Genomic DNA, 21,649 nt, shown 5'->3' with positions numbered 1-21,649 from the left:
GCTTGAGGCCTCCTAGCCTGACGCCTTACACGCAGGCATACACCACCAGCTCCACCAGCATTTCCTCACGCGCCAACCCCGCCACCACGACCGCTGCCCGGTTAGGGTAGGGCGGCTGAAAATACTCGGCATACAGGCTGTTGACCGTTGCCAGGTAGCTGCGGTCGGTAACGTAGATAAGCACCTGGGTCACGGCGTCCAGTGACGCGCCCGCAGCCTCCAGGGTGTGGCGCAGGTTGTCGAGGGTCTGGCGAGTCTGCGCCTCGATGCCACCGGCGACCACCTGGCCCTGGGCGTCGATGGGGATTTGTGCCGTGTACAGCGTGCCGTTACCCACCACCGCCCATTCCAGCGGCGCTTTGGAGGCATACAGATCAGTCTTGATGGCATGTTTCATGGGTAATTCCTTGAGTGTTCGAAGTGCTCAGTCGGCATCGCTACCGCCACCTGCGCCATGCTGACGCGAGGCATCGGTGCTCTCGACCAGGATCTGCTCGGCAAGCTGCTTGAGGCGCTGCCAGGTGTGCGCTTGCACCGTGAACCCCAGGCTGACCGGGGCATGGGGGGCAACCGGCTGGGCCGTTTGCAGAGGGCGATTGAGCAGCACCGTGATGCTCTGGTCGACTGCTGCACCGGCGCAAGGCTGGTCGTCGCTGAGCAGTTGCGGGCGGGTGGCACCCGCGGCGAAGAACGCCGCATGCTGCTGGCGCGCATCGCCCCACCGCGCCTGTACCTCAAGGCCCAACTCGGCGGCCCGGCTCAGGTAGCCCAGCAATAACACGCGGTTGTGGCAGTGCTGGATGCGCAGCACGCCGTGGCCAACCTGCAACGCCTTGTCCATGGCCAGCTCCACCACGGTCGCCGCGCAGCGCAGCACGCTCTGGCCTTGGCAGTCGATCACCAGCAGGGCGCTGTCTTCCAGGCACAGGGTGTAGGGCTGGGCTGCTTCGTGGTGCAGGTAGTCCAGGGCTTTTTCCAGCGTGCCCAAGCCGTCCAGCCCTTGAAGGTGCAGCCAGCCGACCAGCTCGGCGGCGTCCTCGCAGTCGCCGGCGGCAAAGCCCATGCCTTCGAAGGCCTTGCGGCACATCACCTGGATTTCGTTGAGTGACACGCGCATGGTCAAAGGCCTCCGTGCGGCATGACGGCGAAGTTCCAGTCGTCGTCGAACGGCTGGCCGATTTCACTGACCAGGGGCGCGCCCTGGAACAGCGTAATGCGCACCCAACGGCTTGATTTGGGGTCGAACTTGCCGGCGCCGAAAAACGCCAGTTTGCAGCGCAGCAGGTGGATGGGCAGCATGTCGCTGGCCAGCAGGTTGGCGCGTATTTCGCCATAGGCACTCTGCGCCATGCCTTGCAGGCGACGCACCGTGCCCTTGAACCCCGGCTGGGCGATCAGGAAGTGTGCCGTCAGTGCCTGAGGTTGTGCGCGCAGGTGTGCGAGCAGGGCCCGGTGGCAACGCTGGATATTGCGCGCGATGCCCAGTTGCATTTCTTTCTCGGCGCCAGGTTCTTCACTGCGCATGCCCAGGCGTGGCTCTTCCTTTTCTGCTGAGCGGTACCAGAAGAAGTGCTCGGCCTCGACGTTGTCAAAGTCGTAGGCCAAGGCCCAGGCATAGTGCGTTTCGATAAGCTCGCGCAACTGCCCCAGCGGCATCTGTGCATCCAGGCGCCACCCTTCGACGACCCCCATTTGCTCGGCCAGCGGTGCAACCTGTTCGGGGTAAAGCTCCAGCAGTACGCTCACCAGCAGTTCCTGGCAGCCCACCCCCGCGTGTGCCTCGCCCCAGGCCTGCACGCGTTGCCACAGCCCTTCGCTGCAAGGCTGGCAGGCGAGCCAGTCGGCCAGTTGAGCCAGCTCGACGAGGGTCTGTTGGTCCTGTTGATGTTGGCGCTGATCTTCGGTGCGGGTCTGCTGCAGATGCTCACGGGCACGTGCCAGCAGGTTGTGCAGGCGGGCCAGCGTTGCCGGCGCAGGTGTTTGAGCCAGTACCCGCGCCAAGGCGGTTTCCCGCGTGTGGACCCAGCGCTCGACCAGTTGCGGGTGGTTGATCAGGAACGGCGCCATGCCCAGCCCGGTGGCATTGCCCACCCCCAGGTAACGTTGCAACGCTACATCCAGGGGGGCTGCGCGATGCGGATTGAGCGCACGGGCCATGTGCTCGATCTGCTCGATGCTGAAATGGCGCAACAGGTACACCGTGAACATCTGTGCGCTGAAAGGCTGATTGAAGTCTGCGTTGCCTTGCAGGCAGGCGAAGTCGGCGATGCCGAACTTGCCATTGCCGTACACGGCGGTGGTGCGATAAAGGTAGCCGACCTCGGCCAGTTGCTGCGCGGCAGGCTGGTGACCTTCGGCTAACGCCGCGAGGAAGCGGTTGAAGTTGCGCAGGCTACGGTTGGCACGTGACAGCACCAGTACGCGGGCGTCGAAGCGCCCGGCTTCCTGCAAGGGCACATTGCGCTGCAGGTCGGCCAATTGCGCGTCATCGACATCGCCGGCAACCAGCACGAAGGTCACGTCCCATTGGTCGGCGATCACCCGGTCGCTGCGCTTTTCCGGGGGCAGGTAAGCCGAGAAGAGCACGCAATGGTAATGGGCGTGCGGCGTGTCGATCCGGTAGATGGCGGTACCGAAGCCCTGGTGGTCGAGGTCGAAGCGCCAGCGTCGGATTTGCCAGCGCTGCGTCATCATCCGCCGCATGCTGCTGCGCACGAAGCTCAAGGGGCTTTGGAAGTGGCTGCCCAGGCGGGCCAGGTCCATGACCTGGCTGGCCGGGCGCAGTGGGGCGGTTGCAAACACGGGGTTGGGCATTGTTGTTGTACCTGCATGCTTCATGGTTCAGACGCCTTGTTCGCGGGCCATGTGGCGGGCGATGCGCACCGCATCCCACAACGCTGGCAGGATCACCAGCGACACCGGCACCGCAGTAATGACGATAAAGGACTGCAAGGCCGTCACCCCGCCCGCGCCAATGGTGATCAGCACCACCGCCGCCAGGCCCATGCCGATGGCCCAGAAGCCGCACAGCCACTTCTTCGGTTTATCGTTGCTGGACATCGCCAGGGCCACGGTGAAGGCCATGGCATCACCGTTGGTAGCCACCGAGATGAAGCTCAGGAACAGAAACAGCGCACTGATCAGGCCGCCCAGCGGCAAGTTCTGCGTCACCCCCAGCAGCAAGTCTTCCGGTTGGGTGCCATGGGCAGTAACGATGCCCGGTGTCTGCAGTTCCAGGCCGATGCCGGTGCCACCCACCACGGTGAACCAGAACATGGTCACCAGCGGGGCGATGATCGACAGCGTCATGATGATCTCGCGGATGGTGCGCCCGCGCGAGATTCGGGCGACGTACAGCGCGACCATCGGTGCATAGCCGATGAACCAGCCCCAGTAGAACACCGTCCACCAGTCCAGCCATTTCGGGTCGGCGCGAAACAGGGTCATGGGGATGAAGTTCTCCACGTGCAGGGCGAACGCTGCCGGGAAGCCGCCGAGGATGAACAGGGTCGGCCCGAACACCACCATGAACAGCGCCAGGCCGATCATCAGCCAGACATTGATCTCGCTGACGAAACGAATGCCCTTGAGCCCCACCAGGCACGATACGGTGTACATCAGTGTGACCAGGACGATGGTCAGTGACTGGGTGAGAATGCCGTTGGGCACACCCCATACGGCGTGCAGGGCGCTGCTGATCTGCAGCCCGAGGAAGCCGATCGGGCCAATGGTGCCGGCGACCACGGCAATGATCGAGGTGGCGTCGGCCAGGGTACCGATCGGGCCTTTCAATGCACGCTCGCCGAACAGGGGGTAGAGCAGGGTACGTGGCGCCAGTGGCAGGCCCTTGTCGTAGTGCAGGTGCATCAGCACGATCGCCAACAGGCTGCCGAGCACGGCCCAGGCCAGGAAGCCCCAGTGCACGAAGGACTGCGCCAGTGCTGCGGTTGCTGCGGCTGCGCTGTGCGGTTGTACGCCGGCGAACAAGGGCGGCGGGCTGGCGAAGTGCATCAGCGGTTCGGCGGCGGCCCAGAAGGCACCGCCACCTGCCAGCAGCGCACACATGATCACCGCAATCCAGTTGAAGGTGCTGATGTCCGGGCGCTGAGCCACACCGCCCAGGCGCACCCGCCCGCAGCGGGAGAAACCAATGCCAAGGCTGACCGCGAAGGTCGCCAGCATCAGCACCTGCCAGTACAGGCCGAAGAACTTGGTCGACCAGGCGAACAGCGTGTTGACCAACGCCGACACCGCATCGATGTCGACCAGCGCCGCAATCAGGAATGCGCCAAGAAAGCCGCCGCTGATCAGGAACAGCGGCCAGTCGATGTCCCGTGCCAGTGGCAGGCGCATGGCCTGGCCTTCGGCCGGCAGGGTGGTGGGGTTTTTCATGATGCCTCCGGAACCTGCGATTGTTGTTATTGTTGATGCTGTCCGTGCGTAGGGCTCAAGCTGGCGCCGGGGTGGCGGTCTCCAGCAGGCGCAACCAGTTCAGCCCCATGATCTTGCCTACCTCGTCTTCGGCAAAGCCCCTGGCACGCAGGCCCCGGGCGATGTTGGGGAAGTCGCGGCTGTCACGGAACCACTGCAGGGGCGCCGGCCAGTTGGCGTTGTCCTTGGACCCCTCGCCGTAGTCCTTGTCCTTGCTCCAACGGCCGTTGCGCATCCACTCCAGCACCGCCAGTGGTTGTGCCTGGCACAGGTCGGTGCCGATGCCGATATGGTCCACACCCATCAGGTCGGCGGTGCGCGCGACCATGTCGCAGAAGCTTTCCAGGCTGCAGTCAGAAGCACCCTTGAGGTGGAACGGGTAGGTGCTGAAGCCCAGCAGGCCGCCGGATTCGGCGATACCACGCAGCACGGCGTCAGACTTGTTGCGCTTGGCCGCATGGAAGCTCGACGGGTTGGCGTGGGAGATGATCACCGGTCGGCTGGACAGCTCGATGGCCTGCAGGGTGCTGCGTTCGGCACTGTGCGACATGTCGATCAGCATGCCGACCCGGTTCATCTCGGCGATTACCTGGCGGCCGAAGCGGCTGATGCCATTGTCCTCGTGCTCGTAGCAACCACTGGCCAACAGGCTTTGGTTGTTGTAAGTGAGCTGCATGACGAACACGCCGAGCTGCCGGAATACCTCTACCAACGCAATGTCGTCTTCGATCGGCGAGCAGTTCTGGAAGCCGAAGAAGATGCCCACCCGGCCTTCCTGCTGGGCCAGGCGGATATCGCCTGCCGAGCGCACCGGGCGGATCAGCTCGGGCCAGGTCTCGAAACGGCGGTTCCACTCGCCCAGCCGTGACAGGGTTTCACGGGCGTTTTCGTGGTAGGCAATGGTGGCGTGAACGGCGCTCAGGCCACCGGCCTGCATCTGCTGGAATATTTCCGGGCTCCAGTTGGAGTATTGCAGGCCGTCGATCATCAGGATGTCGTGCATGGTCCGTACTCCTTCAGGGCCGCAGGTAGGTGGTCTTGACCACGGTGTAGAAGTCGCGGGCGTACTGGCCTTGTTCGCGCGGGCCGAAGCTTGAGGCTTTGCGGCCGCCGAACGGCACGTGGTAGTCGGTGCCGGCGGTCGGCAGGTTGACCATGACGCAGCCGGTCTGGGCGCGGCGCTTGAACGCGCTGGCATGGCGCAGCGATTGGGTGATGATGCCGGCGGTGAGGCCGTACTCGGTGTCGTTCAGGGTCGCCACGGCCTCTTCAAAGCCGCTGACGCGGATCACGCAGGCGATCGGGCCGAATACTTCTTCACGGTTGATGCGCATGTCGTTGCGGCTGTCGATGAACAGCGCAGGGCGCATGTAGTAGCCGTCAGTTTCCAGGTGCAGGCGTTCGCCGCCTTCTATAAGGGTCGCGCCTTCGGCTTGGCCCAGGCGCAGGTACTCCAGGTTTTGCTCCAGCTGTCGTGCTTCGGCCACCGGGCCGATCTGCGAGCCGGCGTGCAGGGCATGGCCAACCTTGAGCTGGCGCATGCGCAAGCGCAGGGCTTCGACGAAGCGGTCGTGGATAGCGTCGCAGACGATCAACCGTGAAGAGGCTGTGCACTTCTGGCCAGTGCCGAAGAAGGCACCGTTGAGGGCGCAGTCCACAGCCAGTTCAAGGTCGGCGTCATCCATCACCACCAGGGCATTCTTGCTGCCCATCTCCAGCTGGCAGCGCACCAAGTTACCTGCGGTGGCCACGGCGACCCGTCGGCCTGTCTGCAGTGAGCCGGTGAAGGTCAGCGCGTCGATGTCAGCGGATTGCACGAGGGTTTCGCCGACACTGGCGCCGCTGCCCATGACCAGGTTGAAGGTGCCGGCCGGCAACTGCTGGCGGCTGATGATTTCGGTCAGTGCCCAGGCGCTGGCCGGCACCAGGTTGGCGGGTTTGAACACCACGGCATTGCCGAAGGCCAGGGCCGGGGCGATCTTCCAGGCGGCAGTGGCCATCGGGAAGTTCCAGGGGGTGATGATACCGACCACGCCCACCGGTTCACGGTGCACTTCGATGTCTACGCCCGCGCGCACCGACGCTGCGGTTTCGCCCATCTGGCGTAATACCTCGGCGGCGTAGTAATGGAAGAACTGACCACTGCGGTTGACCTCGCCGATGCCCTCGGCCAGTGGCTTGCCTTCTTCACGTGAGAGCAGTTCACCCAGCTCCTGCTTGCGGGCGATCAACTCATCGCCAATCGCCATCAGCGCTTGCTGGCGCGCCTCCAGGCCAATGGCCGCCCACTGTGGTTGTGCGGCTCGGGCCGCCTGAATGGCCTGCAGGGTCTGCTCGGTGCTGGCTTGATGGTAGTCACCGATCAGGTCGCTGATGTCCGAGGGGTTGTGGTTGGCAAGGGTGGCCTGGCCTTCGCACCACTGGCCATCGATGAAGTTTTTGTAGGTGTTGTGTGACATGGATGAAAGCCTCTGTTTGCCTGGCGTTCATCTTGCGAGCAATATGGCCCAAATAAAAATTAATAAAAAAAATTCTTCGATAAGGAAAGCTAACCATGTTGCCCGAGCTGAAAATCACCCAGCTGCGCTACTTTGTGCTGGTCGCTGAACTCAAGAGCTTCCACGCCGCCGCACGCCAGGCCTGCCGCACCCAGCCGGCGATCTCACTGGCGGTGCGTGAGCTGGAGCAAAAGCTTGACCAGGCGTTGGTGGAGAAGGGCGGTGGTCGGGTCGAATTGACGCCGTTCGGCGAGCATTGCCTGCCCCTGTTTCGTGGCCTGCTGGAGCACCACGACCGCATCGCTCGGGAGGCCACCTTGCTGGCCCGGCACGAGATCGGCCAGGTCAGTATCGCCACCGTGCCATCGGTGGCCAGCCGCCTGCTGCCGGGGCCTTTGGCGCGCTTTGTGGCCGAGCACCCGAACGTACAGGTCAGCATCCAGGACGGCACCGCTGAAAGCGTTCAGCATCTGCTGGCACACGGGCAGGTGGATTTTGGTATCAGCAGCCTGTGGCTGAGCGATGAGCAGATCGCCTTTGCGCCGATCATCCACGATCAGGTCGGGGTGGTGTGCCGGGCCGACCACCCCTTGGTGCTGGCCGGTGCGACGCTGCACTGGTCACAGTTGCAGGGGCTGGCGATGATCCGCAACGGCACCTCGCGGTTGCTCGAAGGTACGGATGCCGAGCGCTTGCTCGCCCACAGCCGGCTGTTTGTCTCGAACATGATTTCGCTGATTGCGATGCTGGAGGAGGGCGTGGGTATCAGTACCCTGCCGTACCTGGCGTTCCCGCAGGAAAACGACAAGCTCGCATTCCTGCCCCTGGCGGCGCCGAAGGTAGAGCGGCAGATTGGCATGCTGACTCGCAAAGGCCGCAGCCTGTCGCCGGCGGCGCAGGCTTTGCTTGGGTTCTTGCAGGCGCAGATGGTGCAGTAAAGTGCGCCCAACCGTATAGGCTGGGCGTTGGCCTTAGCTGTTCCAGTCGGGTGCAAAATCGGGGCTTACCACGCGCTGATCCTTCGGCAAGCCTGCGATCAACGCCCGGTCTTCATCATCCAGCCGTACCTCCAGCGCCGCCAGGTTCGCCAGTTGGTTTTCGCGGCTGCTGGCCTTGGGGATCACCGCGACGCCGTCCTGGTCGAGCAGCCACTGCAGCGCCACCTGGCTTGGCAGTACGCCGTGCTTGCGGGCAATCGACTGGATCACCGGCTGCTGCGCCGCCTGGCCACGGGCCAGCGGGGTATAGGCGGTAAGCAGCAGGTCATGGCTGCGGGCATAGTCGAGCAGCGGTTGCTGGTCGAGCAGCACGTGGTACTCCACCTGGATAGCCGACAACGGCGCGCCCAGCGTCTCGATCACCTGGCGCAGCAGGCCGAGGGGGAAATTGGCCACGCCGATGCTGCGCGCCTTGCCCTCGTCACGCAGCGCTACCAGGGTCTCGATGCTGCGGGCCAGGTCCCAGTCCTTGCCGGGCCAGTGGATATGAAACAGGTCTACCTGATCGGTGCCCAGGGCGCGCAGGCTGTCTTCCAGTGACTGACGCATGGCTTTGGGTTCAAGGCGATCCCACCACACCTTGGTGGTCAGGTGGATCTGCTCGCGTGGCACGTCGCTGTCGCGCAGGGCTTGGCCCACGGCGGATTCATTGTCGTAGGCAGTGGCGGTGTCGATGTGTCGGTAACCCAGTTCCAGGGCCTGGCGCACGGCGTGGGTGCACTCGGTGCCGGTCATCGGCCAGGTACCCAGGCCGATGCAGGGCAGGTCCAGGCCGTCGTGAGTGGTGAGCCTTCGCATGACGATTCCTTGTAGTGGTTACAGAGTCCGTAACGGATGGTCTTCGATCAGCCCGGTGCGAACCATGCGCGGCAGGCGGAAAGTGGTCGATCAGCGAACGGAAATTGCTTTTGGCCTGGACAGGCGGCAATTGAACTTCCTTATGCTCGTGCATCTCTTCTAGAATTCCAGCTGTTACATCCGCCAGGCCAGCCCTGTGCGGCTTTCCCTGGGCGCTGCATTCAGCCGCGCCGCCGTCGAGAACGCCATGAGTTCCAGCACACCGCTGTCCGGAGTCAACCAACCGCTGCGTGGCATCGCCCTGGTGGTGGTGGCGACGTTCCTGTTTGCCAGTCACGATGCCCTGTCCAAATTCCTCGGTGGCCTGTACCCGATCATCATGGTGGTATGGGCGCGCTATCTGGTGCACACCTTGCTGATGGCCGGGATCTTCCTGCCCAAGTCGGGCCTCAATGTGCTGCGCACCCGCCGCCCGCTGTTGCAGACCCTGCGTGCCCTGAGCCTGTTGAGCACCAGCCTGTTGTTCACTACCGGCCTGCAGTATCTGCCGCTGGCCGAAGCCACTGCGGTCAACTTCCTGGCGCCGGTGCTGGTCACGGCCTTGTCGGCCCCGCTGCTCAAGGAGCGGGTGACGGTGGGGCAGTGGGTGGCGGTGGTGATGGGCTTTATCGGCGTGCTGGTGGTGGTGCACCCCGGCGGCTCAATGTTCACACCGGCAATCCTGTACCCCTTCGGCTCGGCGCTGGGCTTTTGCTTCTATCAGTTGCTGACGCGGATTCTGGCCGCTCACGACAGCCCTACCACCAGCAACTTCTATGCAGGGCTGTGCAACACCCTGGCGATGAGTGCGCTGGTGCCGTTCTTCTGGGAGGTACCGCGTTGGGACCACGCGCTGTTGATGCTGGCGCTCGGCGGGTTCGGCATGACCGCCCACCTGCTGCTGACCCAGGCGTTTCGCCATGCCGCCCCCGCGCTGCTGGCGCCGTTCAGTTACTGCCAGATCGTGTTTGCCGGGCTGCTCGGTATGTTGTTCTACAGCCAGGTGCCGGACAGCCTGAGCCTGGTGGGCATCTCGATCATCTGCCTCAGTGGCCTGGGCGCCGCCTGGATGCAGCGGCGCAAGTGAAATTGCCCGTGTTCACGGCAACGCCATGAACTGCAGGATACGCTCGCGCAGCCAGCGTTCGGCCGGGTCGTTGTCCTGGGCGCCACTCCAGACCATGGACAGCTCCGCTTCGGTGATCTCGAAGGGGGCCGGGTCGGCGCGCAGGCTGCCGTCATCGGCCAGGGCGCAGGCGGCGTAGTCCGGTACCGTGGCGATCAGCTCGGTGTTGCGCAGCAGCGCACGCAGGCTGCCGAACTGCGGCACGGCCAGCACCACCTTGCGGCAACGGCCGATGCGCGCCAGGTCGAGGTCGATATTGCCGCTCATGTCGCCAGAGAACGACACCATCACATGCGGCCGGGCGCAGTACTCGTCCAGGGTCAGTGGCCCCGGGCGATCGTCGGCGCGCAGCACCCGTACGCCAATGTCGCGCAACTTGCGGCGCTTGGCGGTGGCGGGCAGGTCGGTGGTATAGCTCACCCCAACCGAAATCTCGCCGCTGGCCAGCAGCCCCGGCATCAACAGGAAATTGGCCCGCCGCACCACCACGCTGATCTCCGGCGCCTCTTCGCGCAGGGCCTGGAGCAGGGCGGGGAACAGGCCGAACTCGGCATCGTCCGACAGCCCGAGGCGGAATACATTGCAGCTGTTGGCCGGGTCGAATGCCCGCGCTCGGCTGATGGCCGAGGAGATCACATCCATGGCCGGCCCCAGCTCGGTGAAAATCTGCATCGCCCGCGGCGTGGGCTCCATGGCCCGGCCATTGCGGATCAGCAGTGGGTCGTCGAACAGCTCGCGCAGGCGGGCGAGGGCGGCGCTGACGGTGGGCTGGGTGATGAACAGCTTTTCACCGACGCGGGTCAGGTTGCGTTCGATCATCAGGGCTTCGAACAGCACCAGCAGGTTCATGTCGACGCGGCGCAGGTCGTTGCGGTTCATGGGGCTTGGCTCACGTTGGCTGGAAGGTTCGCGGTGCATTGAAGCACGGCGCCGGCCGTTGTGCCTTGTATGGATGTGCCGGCCTTATGGCGGGCCGGATCGGCGCTGACAGAGCCAGCCTATTACGCCGGAATACTGGCTCTATTAGAAGTCTGCCCAAGCTCGACTAGTCTTTCCTCTGGCCCTGCGAATTGCGCATGTGGGCGGCGTCTGAGCACCTGTATTCAAGACCCTGCCGCCATGGCGTGACAGCGTTGCAAGCCCCGTGTCGGCAAAAGACCGACCCGACCTGATGAGGGGTAGGCACGAGCCCCAGTGCTCGGCTGATAGAACACCTGGCATAGACCGGAAATCTGGATAACCGACCCAAAGGTACCCACAGATGTCGAACGAATCGAAATGCCCGTTCCATCAAACCGCAGGTGGCGGCACCACCAACCGTGACTGGTGGCCTGACCAGCTCAACCTGAGAATCCTCCACCAACATTCGTCCAAGTCCGACCCGATGGACCCGGACTTCGACTACGCCAAAGCCTTCAAGAGCCTCGACTTCCAGGCCCTCAAGCAAGACTTGACGGCCCTGATGACCGACTCGCAGGACTGGTGGCCCGCCGACTTCGGCCACTATGGCCCGCTGTTTATCCGCATGGCCTGGCACAGCGCCGGTACCTACCGTATTGGTGATGGCCGGGGTGGCGCAGGCTCTGGTCAGCAGCGCTTCGCGCCGCTCAATAGCTGGCCGGACAACGTCAGCCTGGACAAGGCCCGGCGCCTGCTATGGCCGATCAAGCAGAAGTACGGCAACAAGATTTCCTGGGCCGACCTGATCGTGCTCACCGGCAACGTCGCGCTGGAGTCCATGGGCTTCAAGACCTTTGGTTTCTCGGGCGGGCGCGCCGATGTGTGGGAACCGGACGAAGACGTGTACTGGGGCTCGGAAAAGGTCTGGCTGGGCGGCGACACCCGCTACGGCAAGGAACAGCTCAAGGCCCAGGCGCCCGGCCAGGGTGACCTGGTGGCCGAGCCTGCCAAGCATGGCGAAGAGCAAAGCCGCGACCTGCAGGCCGAGCGCAACCTGGAAAACCCGCTGGCCGCCGTGCAGATGGGCCTGATCTACGTCAACCCGGAAGGCCCGGAAGGCAACCCCGACCCGGTCGCCTCGGGCAAGGATATCCGCGAAACGTTCGGCCGCATGGCCATGAACGACGAAGAGACCGTGGCCCTGATCGCCGGTGGCCATGCGTTCGGCAAGACCCACGGCGCCGGCCCCGCCGACAATGTCGGCGCCGAACCCGAGGCCGCCGGGCTTGAGCTGCAGGGCCTGGGCTGGGCCAACACCTTCGGCACCGGCAAAGGCCCCGATACCATCACCAGCGGCCTCGAAGTGACTTGGACCTCGACGCCGACGCGCTGGAGCAACGAGTACCTCAACAACCTGTTCAACTTCGACTGGGAACTGACCAAGAGCCCGGCCGGCGCGCACCAGTGGCGGCCGAAGGAAGGCAAGGGCGCCGGCACCGTCCCGGATGCTCATGACCCGGGCAAGAAACACGCACCTTCGATGCTCACCTCCGACCTGGCGCTGCGTTTCGACCCGATCTACGAGCCGATCGCCCGGCGCTTCAAGGACAACCCCGAGCAGTTGGCAGACGCCTTCGCCCGCGCCTGGTACAAGCTGATCCACCGCGACATGGGCCCGCTTGCGCGTTACCTCGGGCCGGAAATGCCCAACGAGGTACTGCTGTGGCAAGACCCGTTGCCCAAAGCCGAGCCCTCGTCGCTGAATGAGCAGGACATCGCTGCCCTCAAGGCCAAGGTGCTGGCCTCGGGCTTGAGCGTGGGTGAACTGGTGTCGACCGCCTGGGCGTCGGCTTCCACCTTCCGCGGGTCGGACAAGCGCGGTGGCGCCAATGGCGGGCGCTTGCGCCTGGCGCCGCAGAAAGGCTGGGCTGCCAACCAGGGCGTGGACAAGGTACTGGCGGCGCTGGAGAAAATTCAGGGCGAGTTCAACAACGGCGGCAAGCAGGTCTCCCTGGCCGACCTGATCGTGCTGGCCGGTACTGCAGCGGTGGAAAAGGCCGCCAAGGATGCCGGTTACACGGGCAGCGTGCGGTTCCGCCCCGGTCGCGTCGACGCGACCCAGGAACAGACCGACGTCGAGTCGTTCGCGGTGCTGGAGCCGCTGGCGGATGGCTTCCGCAATTTCACCAAGGACCGTTACAGCGTCAAGGCCGAGAAGCTGTTGCTGGACAAGGCGCAACTGCTGACCCTCACCGCCCCCGAGCTGACCGCGCTGATCGGTGGCCTGCGCGTACTGGGCGCCAACCAGGGTGGCAGCAAGGACGGCGTGTTCACCGACCGGCCCGGTACCCTGAGCAACGACTTCTTCCGCAACCTGCTGGACATGGGCGTGGAGTGGAAGCCGACCTCGGCCGACAACGAAGCCTTCGAAGGCCGGGACCGCAAGACCGGGCAGGTGAAATGGACTGGCAGCCGCGTCGACCTGGTGTTCGGCTCGCATGCCCAGTTGCGCGCGCTGAGCGAGGTATATGGCAGCAGCGATGGCCAGGCCAAGTTCATCAAGGACTTCGTTGCTGCCTGGGTAAAAGTGATGGAGCTTGATCGCTTTGATCTGAAGTAACGCCATCAGTACGTGGGGGCGCTGTGCGCCCCATTCGCGGCGCAAGGCCGCTTCCACAGGGTGTGGGGGCGGCCTTTTGTCGCAAATGGCCGGCAAAGCAGCCCTGGCCATCCCGCCAATTCCAGGTCGGATAGATACAAAAGCGTCCTTGTTCGTTCTGTTGCAATGCTTCTCAGGCGGCCGGCCTGAACAGCGTGCTCACAACGACAAGGAACCCGACCATGCAAATGCCAAAGACCCTGAAGATCCGTAACGGCGAAAAGGTCAAAGCGACTTTCTCCGCACAGGAATACGCAGCCCGCCACGCCCGTCTGCGGGCCTACATGGCCGAGCAGGACATCGAGGCGGCGATCTTCACCTCGTACCACAACGTCAATTACTACAGCGACTTCCTCTATTGCTCGTTTGGCCGCCCGTACGCGCTGGTCGTGACCCAGGACAAGGTCGTCTCGATCAGCGCCAATATCGATGGCGGCCAACCTTGGCGGCGCACGGTCGGCACCGACAACATCGTCTACACCGACTGGCAACGCGACAACTACTTCGTCGCCATCCAGCAGGCGCTGCCGCTGGCCTCGCGCATCGGCGTGGAGTACGACCACCTCAACCTGCAGAACCATGGCAAGCTCGCCGCCTGCTACCCCAAGGCCGAGTTGCTGGACATCGGCGCCCCGTGCATGCGCATGCGCATGATCAAGTCCGCCGAAGAGCAGGCGTTGATCCGCCACGGTGCCCAGGTGGCCGATATCGGCGGCGCTGCGGTGGTCGAGGCCCTGCGTGAGCATGTGCCAGAGTACGAAGTGGCCTTGCATGCTACCCAGGCCATGGTGCGTGAAATTGCCAAACGCTTCCCCGACGGCGAACTGATGGACACCTGGACCTGGTTCCAGTCCGGGCTCAACACCGATGGCGCGCACAACCCGGTTACCAGCCGCAAGGTCGGCAAGGGCGAGATCCTCAGCCTCAACTGCTTCCCGATGATCGCCGGCTATTACACGGCGCTTGAACGCACCCTGTTCCTTGACCATTGCCCGGATGATCACCTGCGCCTGTGGCAGGCCAACGTCGAGGTGCACGAAGCAGGGCTGAAACTGGTGCGCCCGGGCATGCGCTGCAGCGACATTGCCCGTGAACTGAACGAGATCTTCCTGCGTCACGACCTGCTGCAGTACCGCACGTTCGGCTATGGCCATTCGTTCGGCACCCTCAGCCACTACTACGGCCGCGAGGCGGGGCTCGAACTGCGCGAAGACATCGACACCGTGCTGGAGCCCGGCATGGTGGTGTCGATCGAGCCGATGATCATGCTGCCCGAGGGTCGGCCGGGTGCTGGCGGCTACCGCGAGCATGACATCCTGATCGTCAACGACAACGGTGCCGAGAACATCACGCGCTTCCCGTATGGCCCGGAGCACAACATCATTCGCAAATAACGCCCGGTGCCGGCCTTCTTGGGCGGGGGGTTGCCCCGCAAAGAGGCCGGCACGCACACCACAATAATTACTGAATGACCATTAGACCCTGCCTCCAATTAGAAGAATCAGAGGGTACCCGTCATGTCCAGCACCACCCTGAACGCTTCCACTCTCGACGGCTCCGCGCCTAGCGCCGAACGCCAGGCCTTGCGCAAGGCCGCGCGCGCCAGTTTCATGGGCAACTTCGTCGAATGGTTCGATTACGCCGCCTACGGCTACCTTGCAACCATCATTGCAGCTACGTTTTTCCCGCAAACCGACAAGACCAGCGGTTTGCTGGCAACCTTCGCGGTGTTTGCCCTGTCGTTTCTCGTTCGCCCCTTGGGCGGTGTGGTCTGGGGCCATTTCGGCGACCGCCACGGGCGGCGCAACGCGCTGTCGTTGTCGATCCTTATCATGTCGATTTCGACCTTCTGCATCGGGCTGCTGCCCGGCTACGCGCAAATCGGCGTGTGGGCGCCGTGTCTGTTGTTGTTGATCCGCCTGGTACAGGGCTTTTCTGCTTCGGGCGAGTACGCGGGGGCGTCGGCGTTTCTGGCTGAGTACGCTCCACAGGGCCGGCGCGGGCTGTATACCAGCATCGTACCGGCCAGTACGGCGGCGGGGTTGTTGTTCGGCGCGGCGTTCGTGGCGGTGCTGCATGAGGTGCTTAGCAGCGAAGACCTGCACAGCTGGGGCTGGCGGCTGCCGTTTCTGCTCGCGGCACCCTTCGGCCTGGTAGGCCGATATATCCGCATGAGCCTGCAGGACACCCCCAAGTTTCTGGAGATGGAGCAGCGCCTGGAGAACAAGGCCTGCATGGCCCCGGCGCCGATCCGTGAGCTGCTGACCGCGCACCGCCGCAGCCTGGCCATCGGTATCGGCGTCACCTGCCTCAACGCGGTCGCGTTCTACCTGCTGCTCAGCTACATGCCCACGTACCTGTCCACCGAGCTGGGCATGGGCGAGCGGGATGCCTTCATCGCCTCGACCGTCTCGCTGGCCACCTACATCGGCCTGATCTTCCTGATGGGGCGGCTGTCTGACCATTTCGGCCGCAAGACCATGCTGGTGATCGCCTCGCTGTTGTTTCTGGGGCTTACCGTGCCGCTGTTCACCCTGCTAGATGGGCAGCCACTGCTGGTGATCCTGGCCATCCAGATCCTCTTCGGCGCGATGCTGGCGATGAACGACGGTACCTTGCCGTGCCTGTTGGCGGAGATCTTCCCGACCCGGGTACGCTTCAGCGGCTTTGCCCTGAGCTTCAATGTGGCCAATGCCTTGTTTGGCGGGACGGCGCCGTTCATTGCCACCTGGTTGATACAAGTGACCGGCAGCAAGCTGGCGCCGGCCGGGTACCTGCTGGCGGCGGCACTGGTGGCGCTGGTGGCGATGTTGATGTGCCGGGAGACGGCGCATGCGGCCTTGAAAGACTAGCGGGCTTTGCCGGCCGCTTCGCGGGGTTACCCGCGAAGCGGCATCACCTCACTCAGTGCAACGAAGCCTGGCGCCGCTCCCCCAACGGCGACAGCCCAAAGAAGCGGCTGTAGCTCTTGGAGAAATGCGCCGGCGAGCTGAAGCCGCACGCCAGCGCCACCTCACGTACCTGCACATCGCTGCGCAGCAGCAGCTCCCGCGCGCGCGACAGCCGCAACTCCAGGTAGTACTGGCTGGGTGTCCGCTGCAGGTATTTATGGAACAACCGCTCCAACTGGCGCACGGTCACCTCGTTGAGGCTGGCCAGCTCCTCCAGCCCCAGTGGCTCTTCCAGGTTGGCCTCCATGATCGCCACCACCTGGCTCAGCTTGGGCTGGGCGCTGCCGAGCAACGTGCGCAGCGGCACCCGCTGGCGTTCGCGCTCGCCACGCACCCGGTCGCACAGCAGCAGCTCGGCCGCCTTGGCGGCGATGCCCTGGCCACCTTCCTCACGGGCCACCAGTTGCAGCATCATGTCCATGGCCGCCACACCGCCCGAGCAGGTATAGCGGTCGCGGTCCAGTTCGAACAGCTGGCCGGAAATGACGATACCGGGGAACTGCTCCTGCAAGGTCTGCATGTCTTCCCAGTGGATGGTACAGCGGTAGCCTTTGAGCAGCTCGGCCTTGGCCAGCAAATAGCTGCCGGTGCAGATGCCGCCCAGCGGCAGGCGTTGACGGGCCAGTTGGCGTAGCCAGTCGATCAGTGGCCGGGTGCCACGGCTGCGGTCGATCGGGTTGGCACCGACCACCAGCAGGGCGTCCAGCGCAGGGGCGTTGTCGATACTGTGGTCAGGCAGCACGCGCATGCCGTTGCTGGCCATTACCGGCTCGTGGCTGGCGGCGATCAGCACAGTGCGAAACATCGGGCGGCGGGCGGCCAGGTTGGCCATGCGCAGGGTCTCCACCGCCGACGCCAGGCCGATGGTGGTGAAGTTGGGCAGGATCAGAAAGCCGAAGGTCTTGACGGTGCAGGGTGATACGGGTGCTGTAGCGGGGTGGACCATTGCGATCTTCCTGTGCAAGCTGAGGCATAGTTGGTCAGGGGCAGTGAAAAATCCAAGCCTCGCGTGTTTCTTGTTGTTATGGGTCGTTGCCGGGTCGATCTTACACCCCCGGCGCAGCGGCCAGGAATGGCTCCGCCGGCTGGCGGCTGCCAACAGTGATTGCCTATAGAAGGTGAACGTTCAGTGAACCCCGAATCCATGCTGGCGGCATTGCCAGGTTTCGCCATGACACCCGCGTCGATCGAGGTGCTGCCCGATGCCAGGGCCTACCGCGCCTGCCTGCTCGAGCGCATCAGGGCGGCGACCCGGCGTATCGTTATCGTCGCGTTGTACCTGCAGGAAGACGAAGCCGGCCAGGAAGTGCTGGATGTCTTGTACCAGGCCAAAGCCGCGCGGCCAGGCCTGGAGATCACCATCGTGGTCGACTGGTTCCGTGCCCGGCGTGGCCTGCTGGGGGGAGGGCGGCAGCCGGGCAACGCTGCCTGGTATCAGGCCCAGCGCCAGCACCATGGCCTGGACATCGTCATCCATGGCGTGCCCGTGCAAACCCGCGAGCTGTTTGGTGTACTGCACCTTAAAGGCAGCATCATCGACGATTGCGTGATCTACACCGGCGCCAGTCTCAACAACGTCTACCTGCACCGTTTCGACCGCTACCGCCTGGATCGCTACCACCTGTTCCACTCACCGGCCCTGGCCGATGCCATGGTCGATCTGGTGCGTCGCCTGCTGCACCACACTGCCACGCCGCGCCTCGACCTGCCGGCACCGCCCTCGTCCCGCAGCCTGCGCGGCGACATCCGGCGCTTGCGCGCGCGGCTGCGGCGCATGGCCTATGACGTGCCTGCCAGCGCGTCGGGGCAGGGCCTGCGGGTGATCCCGCTGCTGGGTGTCGGGCGCGGCAATCTGCTCAACCGGGTGCTTTGCGCACTGCTGGGCGCTGCGCGCACGCAAATCGTCATCAGCACGCCGTACTTCAACCCGCCACGGGTATTGATGCGCGAGATCGACCATGCACTCGACCGACGCGTGCGGGTGGAGCTGATTGTCGGCGATCGTACCGCCAATGACTTCTATATCGCGCCCGGCGAGCCGTTCAGTGCCAGCGGCGCGTTGCCTTACCTGTACGAGGACAACCTGCGCGCCTTCACCCGCCGTCGCCAGGCCGCCCTTGCCAGTGGCCAGCTTGAAGTGCGTATCTGGAACGACCCAGGGCACACCTTCCATGCCAAGGGGCTGTGGGTCGACCAGCGCTACTCGCTGTTGACCGGCAACAACCTGAACCCCCGAGGGTTCAACCTGGACCTGGAAAACGGCCTGCTGATCGATGACCCCGAGGCACAGTGGTTAGTGCCGCGCGAAGCCGAGTTGGCGGGGTTGCGCCAGCATGCGCGCAGGATCGATTCAGCTGCCGAGCTGGGGGTCAAGGCCGAGCACCCCAAGGAAGTGCGCAAGTTCTTGCGGCGGTTGCGCTACAGCCGCCTGGAACCGTTGATCAAGCGGGTGCTGTAACGCTGGTGAGGGGGCTCTGAAAAAGTCTTGCAAGCGCATACAATCAGGCCTTTTCCACGTTAACCAGATAGGCCAAACCGTCCATGGCGCTTGACCCCCCAACGATGCTGACAATCACCATCGCCCTGGCAGCTGCGGCTGCCTTGTACCTGGCGATCGAGTGGCGCAGTGTTCGCGAGCCTTCGCTGCTGTTCTGGAGCGCCGGCTTCGCCACGATCACCGTCGGCTCCACCCTGGCCCTGTTGCGGGGCATCGGCTTGCTGCTGATCGGTATCTGGTTCGCCAATGGCTTGCTGGTGGTGGCGCACGGGTTTTTTCTGCTGGGGGTGTTGCGCTTCACCCAGCACCGCCTGTCGCGCGCCTGGCTGCTGATGGTGGGGGTGTGGTTCGCCTTGCTGCTGTTGCCCGCCGGCCCGGAGTGGTCGAAGGTGATGCTGATGGTCAACTCGTTGCTGGTGGCGTTGCTGACGCTCAAAGCCAGTTTCCTGTTGAAGCCCCACGGCAGGTCGTTGAGCGTGGGCGCGGTGCAGTTGCGTTATGTGCTGCTGATTCATGGCCTGTTCTATGTGGCGAAGGCGATCATTGCGATTGCCCCGGGCACGCTGATTGACCTGGCGACGTTTGGCGGGCTGATCATCCAGGTTTCCCTGGTCGAGGGGGCGATGGCAATCATGCTGATTGCGCTGTCGATGACCGGCACGGTGCGTTATCGCCGTGAAGAGCGCATCGCCCGGCTGGCGGCACGGGACCCGCTGACGGCGTTGTACAACCGCCGCGCGCTGGAAGTGCGGGCGACGCACTTTTTCAAAGAGGTGAGCCCGGCACGGCCAGGCGCCTTGCTGCTGATCGACATCGACAATTTCAAGCTGGTCAACGATTTGCACGGGCACATTGCCGGTGATCGGCTGTTGATCGCCTTGAGCGAGATGATGCGTGCGGTGTTGCCGGAGCGGTCACTGGCGGCGCGGCTTGGCGGCGACGAGTTTGTCATCCTGCTCAGTGCGGCGACCAGCGAGCGCGTGGTGGCGCTGGGCAGCCAGTTGCGTGAACAGTTTCAGCAGTTTGCGCTGCAAACGGTGCCCACGCCGCAGGCCGTGACCTTGAGCATCGGTGCCAACCTGTTCGACCAGCCGCCCGCGAGCCTGGCGGCGTTGATCGAGCAGGGAGATGTAGCGCTGTATCAGTCCAAGCGCGGTGGGCGCGACAGCATTCGCCTGGTTGACCGGACGCTGGTCAGCTCGGGTAGCTAGCAACGCTTGACGCTGGGGGCCGCAAAAGCGGCCCCCAAACACTCAGGTCACAACCTGATAGCAAGGCACATACGCCGCGCCACCCGGCAGTTTCATCCGGTGCTGGTCGACAAACGCCTGCAACAGGTGCCCCAGCGGCGCCAAAACCGCACTGTCACCACGGATCTGGTACGGCCCGTGTTCCTCGATCAGGCGGATGCCCTTGTCCTTGACGTTGCCCGCCACAATCCCGGAAAACGCCCGGCGCAGGTTGGCGGCCAGTTCATGCGGCGGCAGCTCGCGGCGCAGGGCCAGTTCGGCCATGTTGGCATGGGTCGGGTCGAACGGGTGCTGGAAGCCCTCGTCGATCTTCAGCAGCCAGTTGAAATGGAAGGCATCGTTGCGCTCGCGGCGGAACTGCTTCACCTCCTTGAGCCCTTCGACCATCTGCCGCGCCACTTCGGCCGGGTCATCGATGATGATCTGGTAGTGGCGCTGGGCGGCGTCCCCCAGGGTGGCGCCGACGAACGCGTGCAACTGCATCAGGAACGGCTCGGCACTGCGCGGCCCGGTCAGCACCACCGGGAAGGGCAGGCCCTGGTTGTCCGGGTGCATGAGAATGCCGAGCAGGTAGAGGAACTCCTCGGCTGTACCGGCGCCGCCGGGGAAGATAATGATGCCGTGGCCGACGCGGACGAAGGCTTCCAGGCGTTTCTCGATGTCCGGCAGGATCACCAGTTCGTTGACGATCGGGTTCGGCGCCTCGGCAGCGATGATGCCCGGCTCGGTCAGGCCCAGGTAGCGGCTGCCGTGCATGCGTTGCTTGGCATGGGCGATGGTGGCGCCCTTCATCGGGCCCTTCATCACCCCAGGGCCGCAGCCGGTGCAGACGTCCAGCTTGCGCAGGCCCAGCTCGTGGCCGACCTTCTTGGTGTACTGGTATTCCTCGGTGCTGATCGAGTGGCCGCCCCAGCACACCACCATCTTCGGCTCTACGCCGGGGCGCAGGGTGCGGGCGTTGCGCAATAGGTGGAATACGTAATCGGTGATGCCCTGGGAGCTTTCCAGGTCGATGCGCTGGCTGGCCAGCTCGCTTTCGGTATAGACGATGTCGCGCAAGGCGCTGAAGAGCATTTCGCGGGTGCTGGCGATCATCTCGCCATCGACGAAGGCATCGGCTGGGGCATTCAACAGCTCCAGGCGTACGCCGCGGTCTTGCTGGTGGATGCGCACCTCGAAGTCCTTGTAGGCCTCGAGGATGGTCTTGGCATTGTCGACATGCGCGCCGGTATTGAGGATGGCCAGGGCGCACTGGCGGAACAGGGTGTAAAGGCTACCGGTACCGACTTCACTCAGTTGCTGCACTTCACGTTGCGACAGCGTCTCCAGGCTGCCTTTGGGGCTGACGGATGCATTTATGACATGGCGTTGAGGCATCTAAGTCTTTCCTGTGCGGGTAAAACATCCTTCTTTGACACCACCATACCGAGAAATGCACGCGACAACGAGGGGGCACCGTGGAAAGATTCTGCAGACGGAGTGGGGGGGGGGGGGGGGGGGCG

General features: G+C 64.1%; 17 protein-coding genes. 7 read left to right on the top strand and 10 right to left on the bottom strand.

Annotated elements, in window-relative coordinates:
• Window positions 1–25 precede the first annotated feature (25 nt).
• Genes HU770_RS24565 through HU770_RS24540 form a run of 6 tightly spaced genes read right to left on the bottom strand, consistent with a single transcriptional unit; the run spans window position 26 to window position 6,890 of the window.
• A complete protein-coding gene (locus tag HU770_RS24565; protein ID WP_186660031.1) occupies window positions 26–397 on the bottom strand; it encodes a RidA family protein in 372 nt (123 codons plus the stop codon).
• A 27-nt stretch (window positions 398–424) separates the two neighbouring features.
• Window positions 425–1,117 carry a DUF3726 domain-containing protein gene (locus tag HU770_RS24560; RefSeq protein WP_186666058.1) on the bottom strand — a complete coding sequence of 231 codons (693 nt, stop codon included), beginning with the start codon at window positions 1,115–1,117 and terminating at the stop codon, window positions 425–427.
• A 2-nt stretch (window positions 1,118–1,119) separates the two neighbouring features.
• Complete coding sequence (locus HU770_RS24555) at window positions 1,120–2,814, bottom strand: hypothetical protein (RefSeq protein WP_186666056.1); 1,695 nt, start codon at window positions 2,812–2,814, stop codon at window positions 1,120–1,122.
• 27 nt (window positions 2,815–2,841) lie between these two features.
• Complete coding sequence (locus HU770_RS24550) at window positions 2,842–4,392, bottom strand: BCCT family transporter (RefSeq protein WP_186660037.1); 1,551 nt, start codon at window positions 4,390–4,392, stop codon at window positions 2,842–2,844.
• A 55-nt stretch (window positions 4,393–4,447) separates the two neighbouring features.
• Complete coding sequence (locus HU770_RS24545; protein ID WP_186660039.1) at window positions 4,448–5,434, bottom strand: dipeptidase; 987 nt, start codon at window positions 5,432–5,434, stop codon at window positions 4,448–4,450.
• Window positions 5,435–5,447: 13 nt separating this feature from the next.
• Entirely contained in the window at window positions 5,448–6,890 is a 1,443-nt protein-coding gene (locus HU770_RS24540) for an aldehyde dehydrogenase family protein (protein ID WP_186666054.1), read from the bottom strand.
• 95 nt (window positions 6,891–6,985) lie between these two features.
• On the opposite strand from HU770_RS24540, the gene HU770_RS24535 reads away from it, so the two are divergent.
• A complete protein-coding gene (locus HU770_RS24535; protein ID WP_186666052.1) occupies window positions 6,986–7,867 on the top strand; it encodes a LysR family transcriptional regulator in 882 nt (293 codons plus the stop codon).
• 33 nt (window positions 7,868–7,900) lie between these two features.
• Here HU770_RS24535 and HU770_RS24530 read toward each other — a convergent pair whose 3' ends face one another.
• Window positions 7,901–8,725: an aldo/keto reductase gene (locus HU770_RS24530; protein ID WP_186666050.1), complete on the bottom strand. Its 825-nt coding sequence runs from the start codon at window positions 8,723–8,725 to the stop codon at window positions 7,901–7,903.
• A gap of 247 nt (window positions 8,726–8,972) precedes the next feature.
• Here HU770_RS24530 and HU770_RS24525 point away from each other — a divergent pair, with 247 nt between their 5' ends.
• Window positions 8,973–9,851, top strand: a complete 879-nt coding sequence (locus tag HU770_RS24525) for a DMT family transporter (protein WP_186666099.1) — start codon at window positions 8,973–8,975, stop codon at window positions 9,849–9,851.
• A gap of 12 nt (window positions 9,852–9,863) precedes the next feature.
• Here the strand turns inward: HU770_RS24525 and HU770_RS24520 are convergent, their stop codons facing one another.
• Window positions 9,864–10,769: a LysR family transcriptional regulator gene (locus HU770_RS24520; protein WP_033699993.1), complete on the bottom strand. Its 906-nt coding sequence runs from the start codon at window positions 10,767–10,769 to the stop codon at window positions 9,864–9,866.
• 382 nt (window positions 10,770–11,151) lie between these two features.
• Between HU770_RS24520 and katG the strand changes: the two genes are divergently transcribed.
• From katG to HU770_RS24505, 3 genes are all read left to right on the top strand, one after another.
• Complete coding sequence (katG, locus tag HU770_RS24515) at window positions 11,152–13,410, top strand: catalase/peroxidase HPI (RefSeq protein ID WP_186666042.1); 2,259 nt, start codon at window positions 11,152–11,154, stop codon at window positions 13,408–13,410.
• A 221-nt stretch (window positions 13,411–13,631) separates the two neighbouring features.
• Entirely contained in the window at window positions 13,632–14,843 is a 1,212-nt protein-coding gene (locus HU770_RS24510; RefSeq protein ID WP_033697291.1) for a M24 family metallopeptidase, read from the top strand.
• 123 nt (window positions 14,844–14,966) lie between these two features.
• Window positions 14,967–16,301 carry an MFS transporter gene (locus HU770_RS24505; RefSeq protein ID WP_033697292.1) on the top strand — a complete coding sequence of 445 codons (1,335 nt, stop codon included), beginning with the start codon at window positions 14,967–14,969 and terminating at the stop codon, window positions 16,299–16,301.
• A gap of 52 nt (window positions 16,302–16,353) precedes the next feature.
• Here the strand turns inward: HU770_RS24505 and HU770_RS24500 are convergent, their stop codons facing one another.
• The gene (locus HU770_RS24500) at window positions 16,354–17,346 is read right to left on the bottom strand and encodes a GlxA family transcriptional regulator (RefSeq protein ID WP_033697293.1); all 993 of its coding nucleotides are present in this window, start codon (window positions 17,344–17,346) and stop codon (window positions 16,354–16,356) included.
• A gap of 183 nt (window positions 17,347–17,529) precedes the next feature.
• On the opposite strand from HU770_RS24500, the gene pssA reads away from it, so the two are divergent.
• Window positions 17,530–18,858 carry a CDP-diacylglycerol--serine O-phosphatidyltransferase gene (gene pssA, locus HU770_RS24495; protein WP_346014127.1) on the top strand — a complete coding sequence of 443 codons (1,329 nt, stop codon included), beginning with the start codon at window positions 17,530–17,532 and terminating at the stop codon, window positions 18,856–18,858.
• A gap of 83 nt (window positions 18,859–18,941) precedes the next feature.
• A complete protein-coding gene (locus tag HU770_RS24490) occupies window positions 18,942–20,108 on the top strand; it encodes a GGDEF domain-containing protein (protein WP_186660053.1) in 1,167 nt (388 codons plus the stop codon).
• A 42-nt stretch (window positions 20,109–20,150) separates the two neighbouring features.
• Here HU770_RS24490 and ppnN read toward each other — a convergent pair whose 3' ends face one another.
• Window positions 20,151–21,524, bottom strand: a complete 1,374-nt coding sequence (gene ppnN / locus HU770_RS24485) for a nucleotide 5'-monophosphate nucleosidase PpnN (RefSeq protein WP_033697295.1) — start codon at window positions 21,522–21,524, stop codon at window positions 20,151–20,153.
• Window positions 21,525–21,649 lie beyond the last annotated feature (125 nt).

It is taken from the genome of Pseudomonas sp. SWRI68, from assembly GCF_014269165.1.
Lineage (GTDB): Bacteria > Pseudomonadota > Gammaproteobacteria > Pseudomonadales > Pseudomonadaceae > Aquipseudomonas > Aquipseudomonas capeferrum.
The sequence above is the reverse complement of the archived record's forward strand: the minus strand, read 5'-3'. Positions and strand labels throughout refer to the sequence as shown.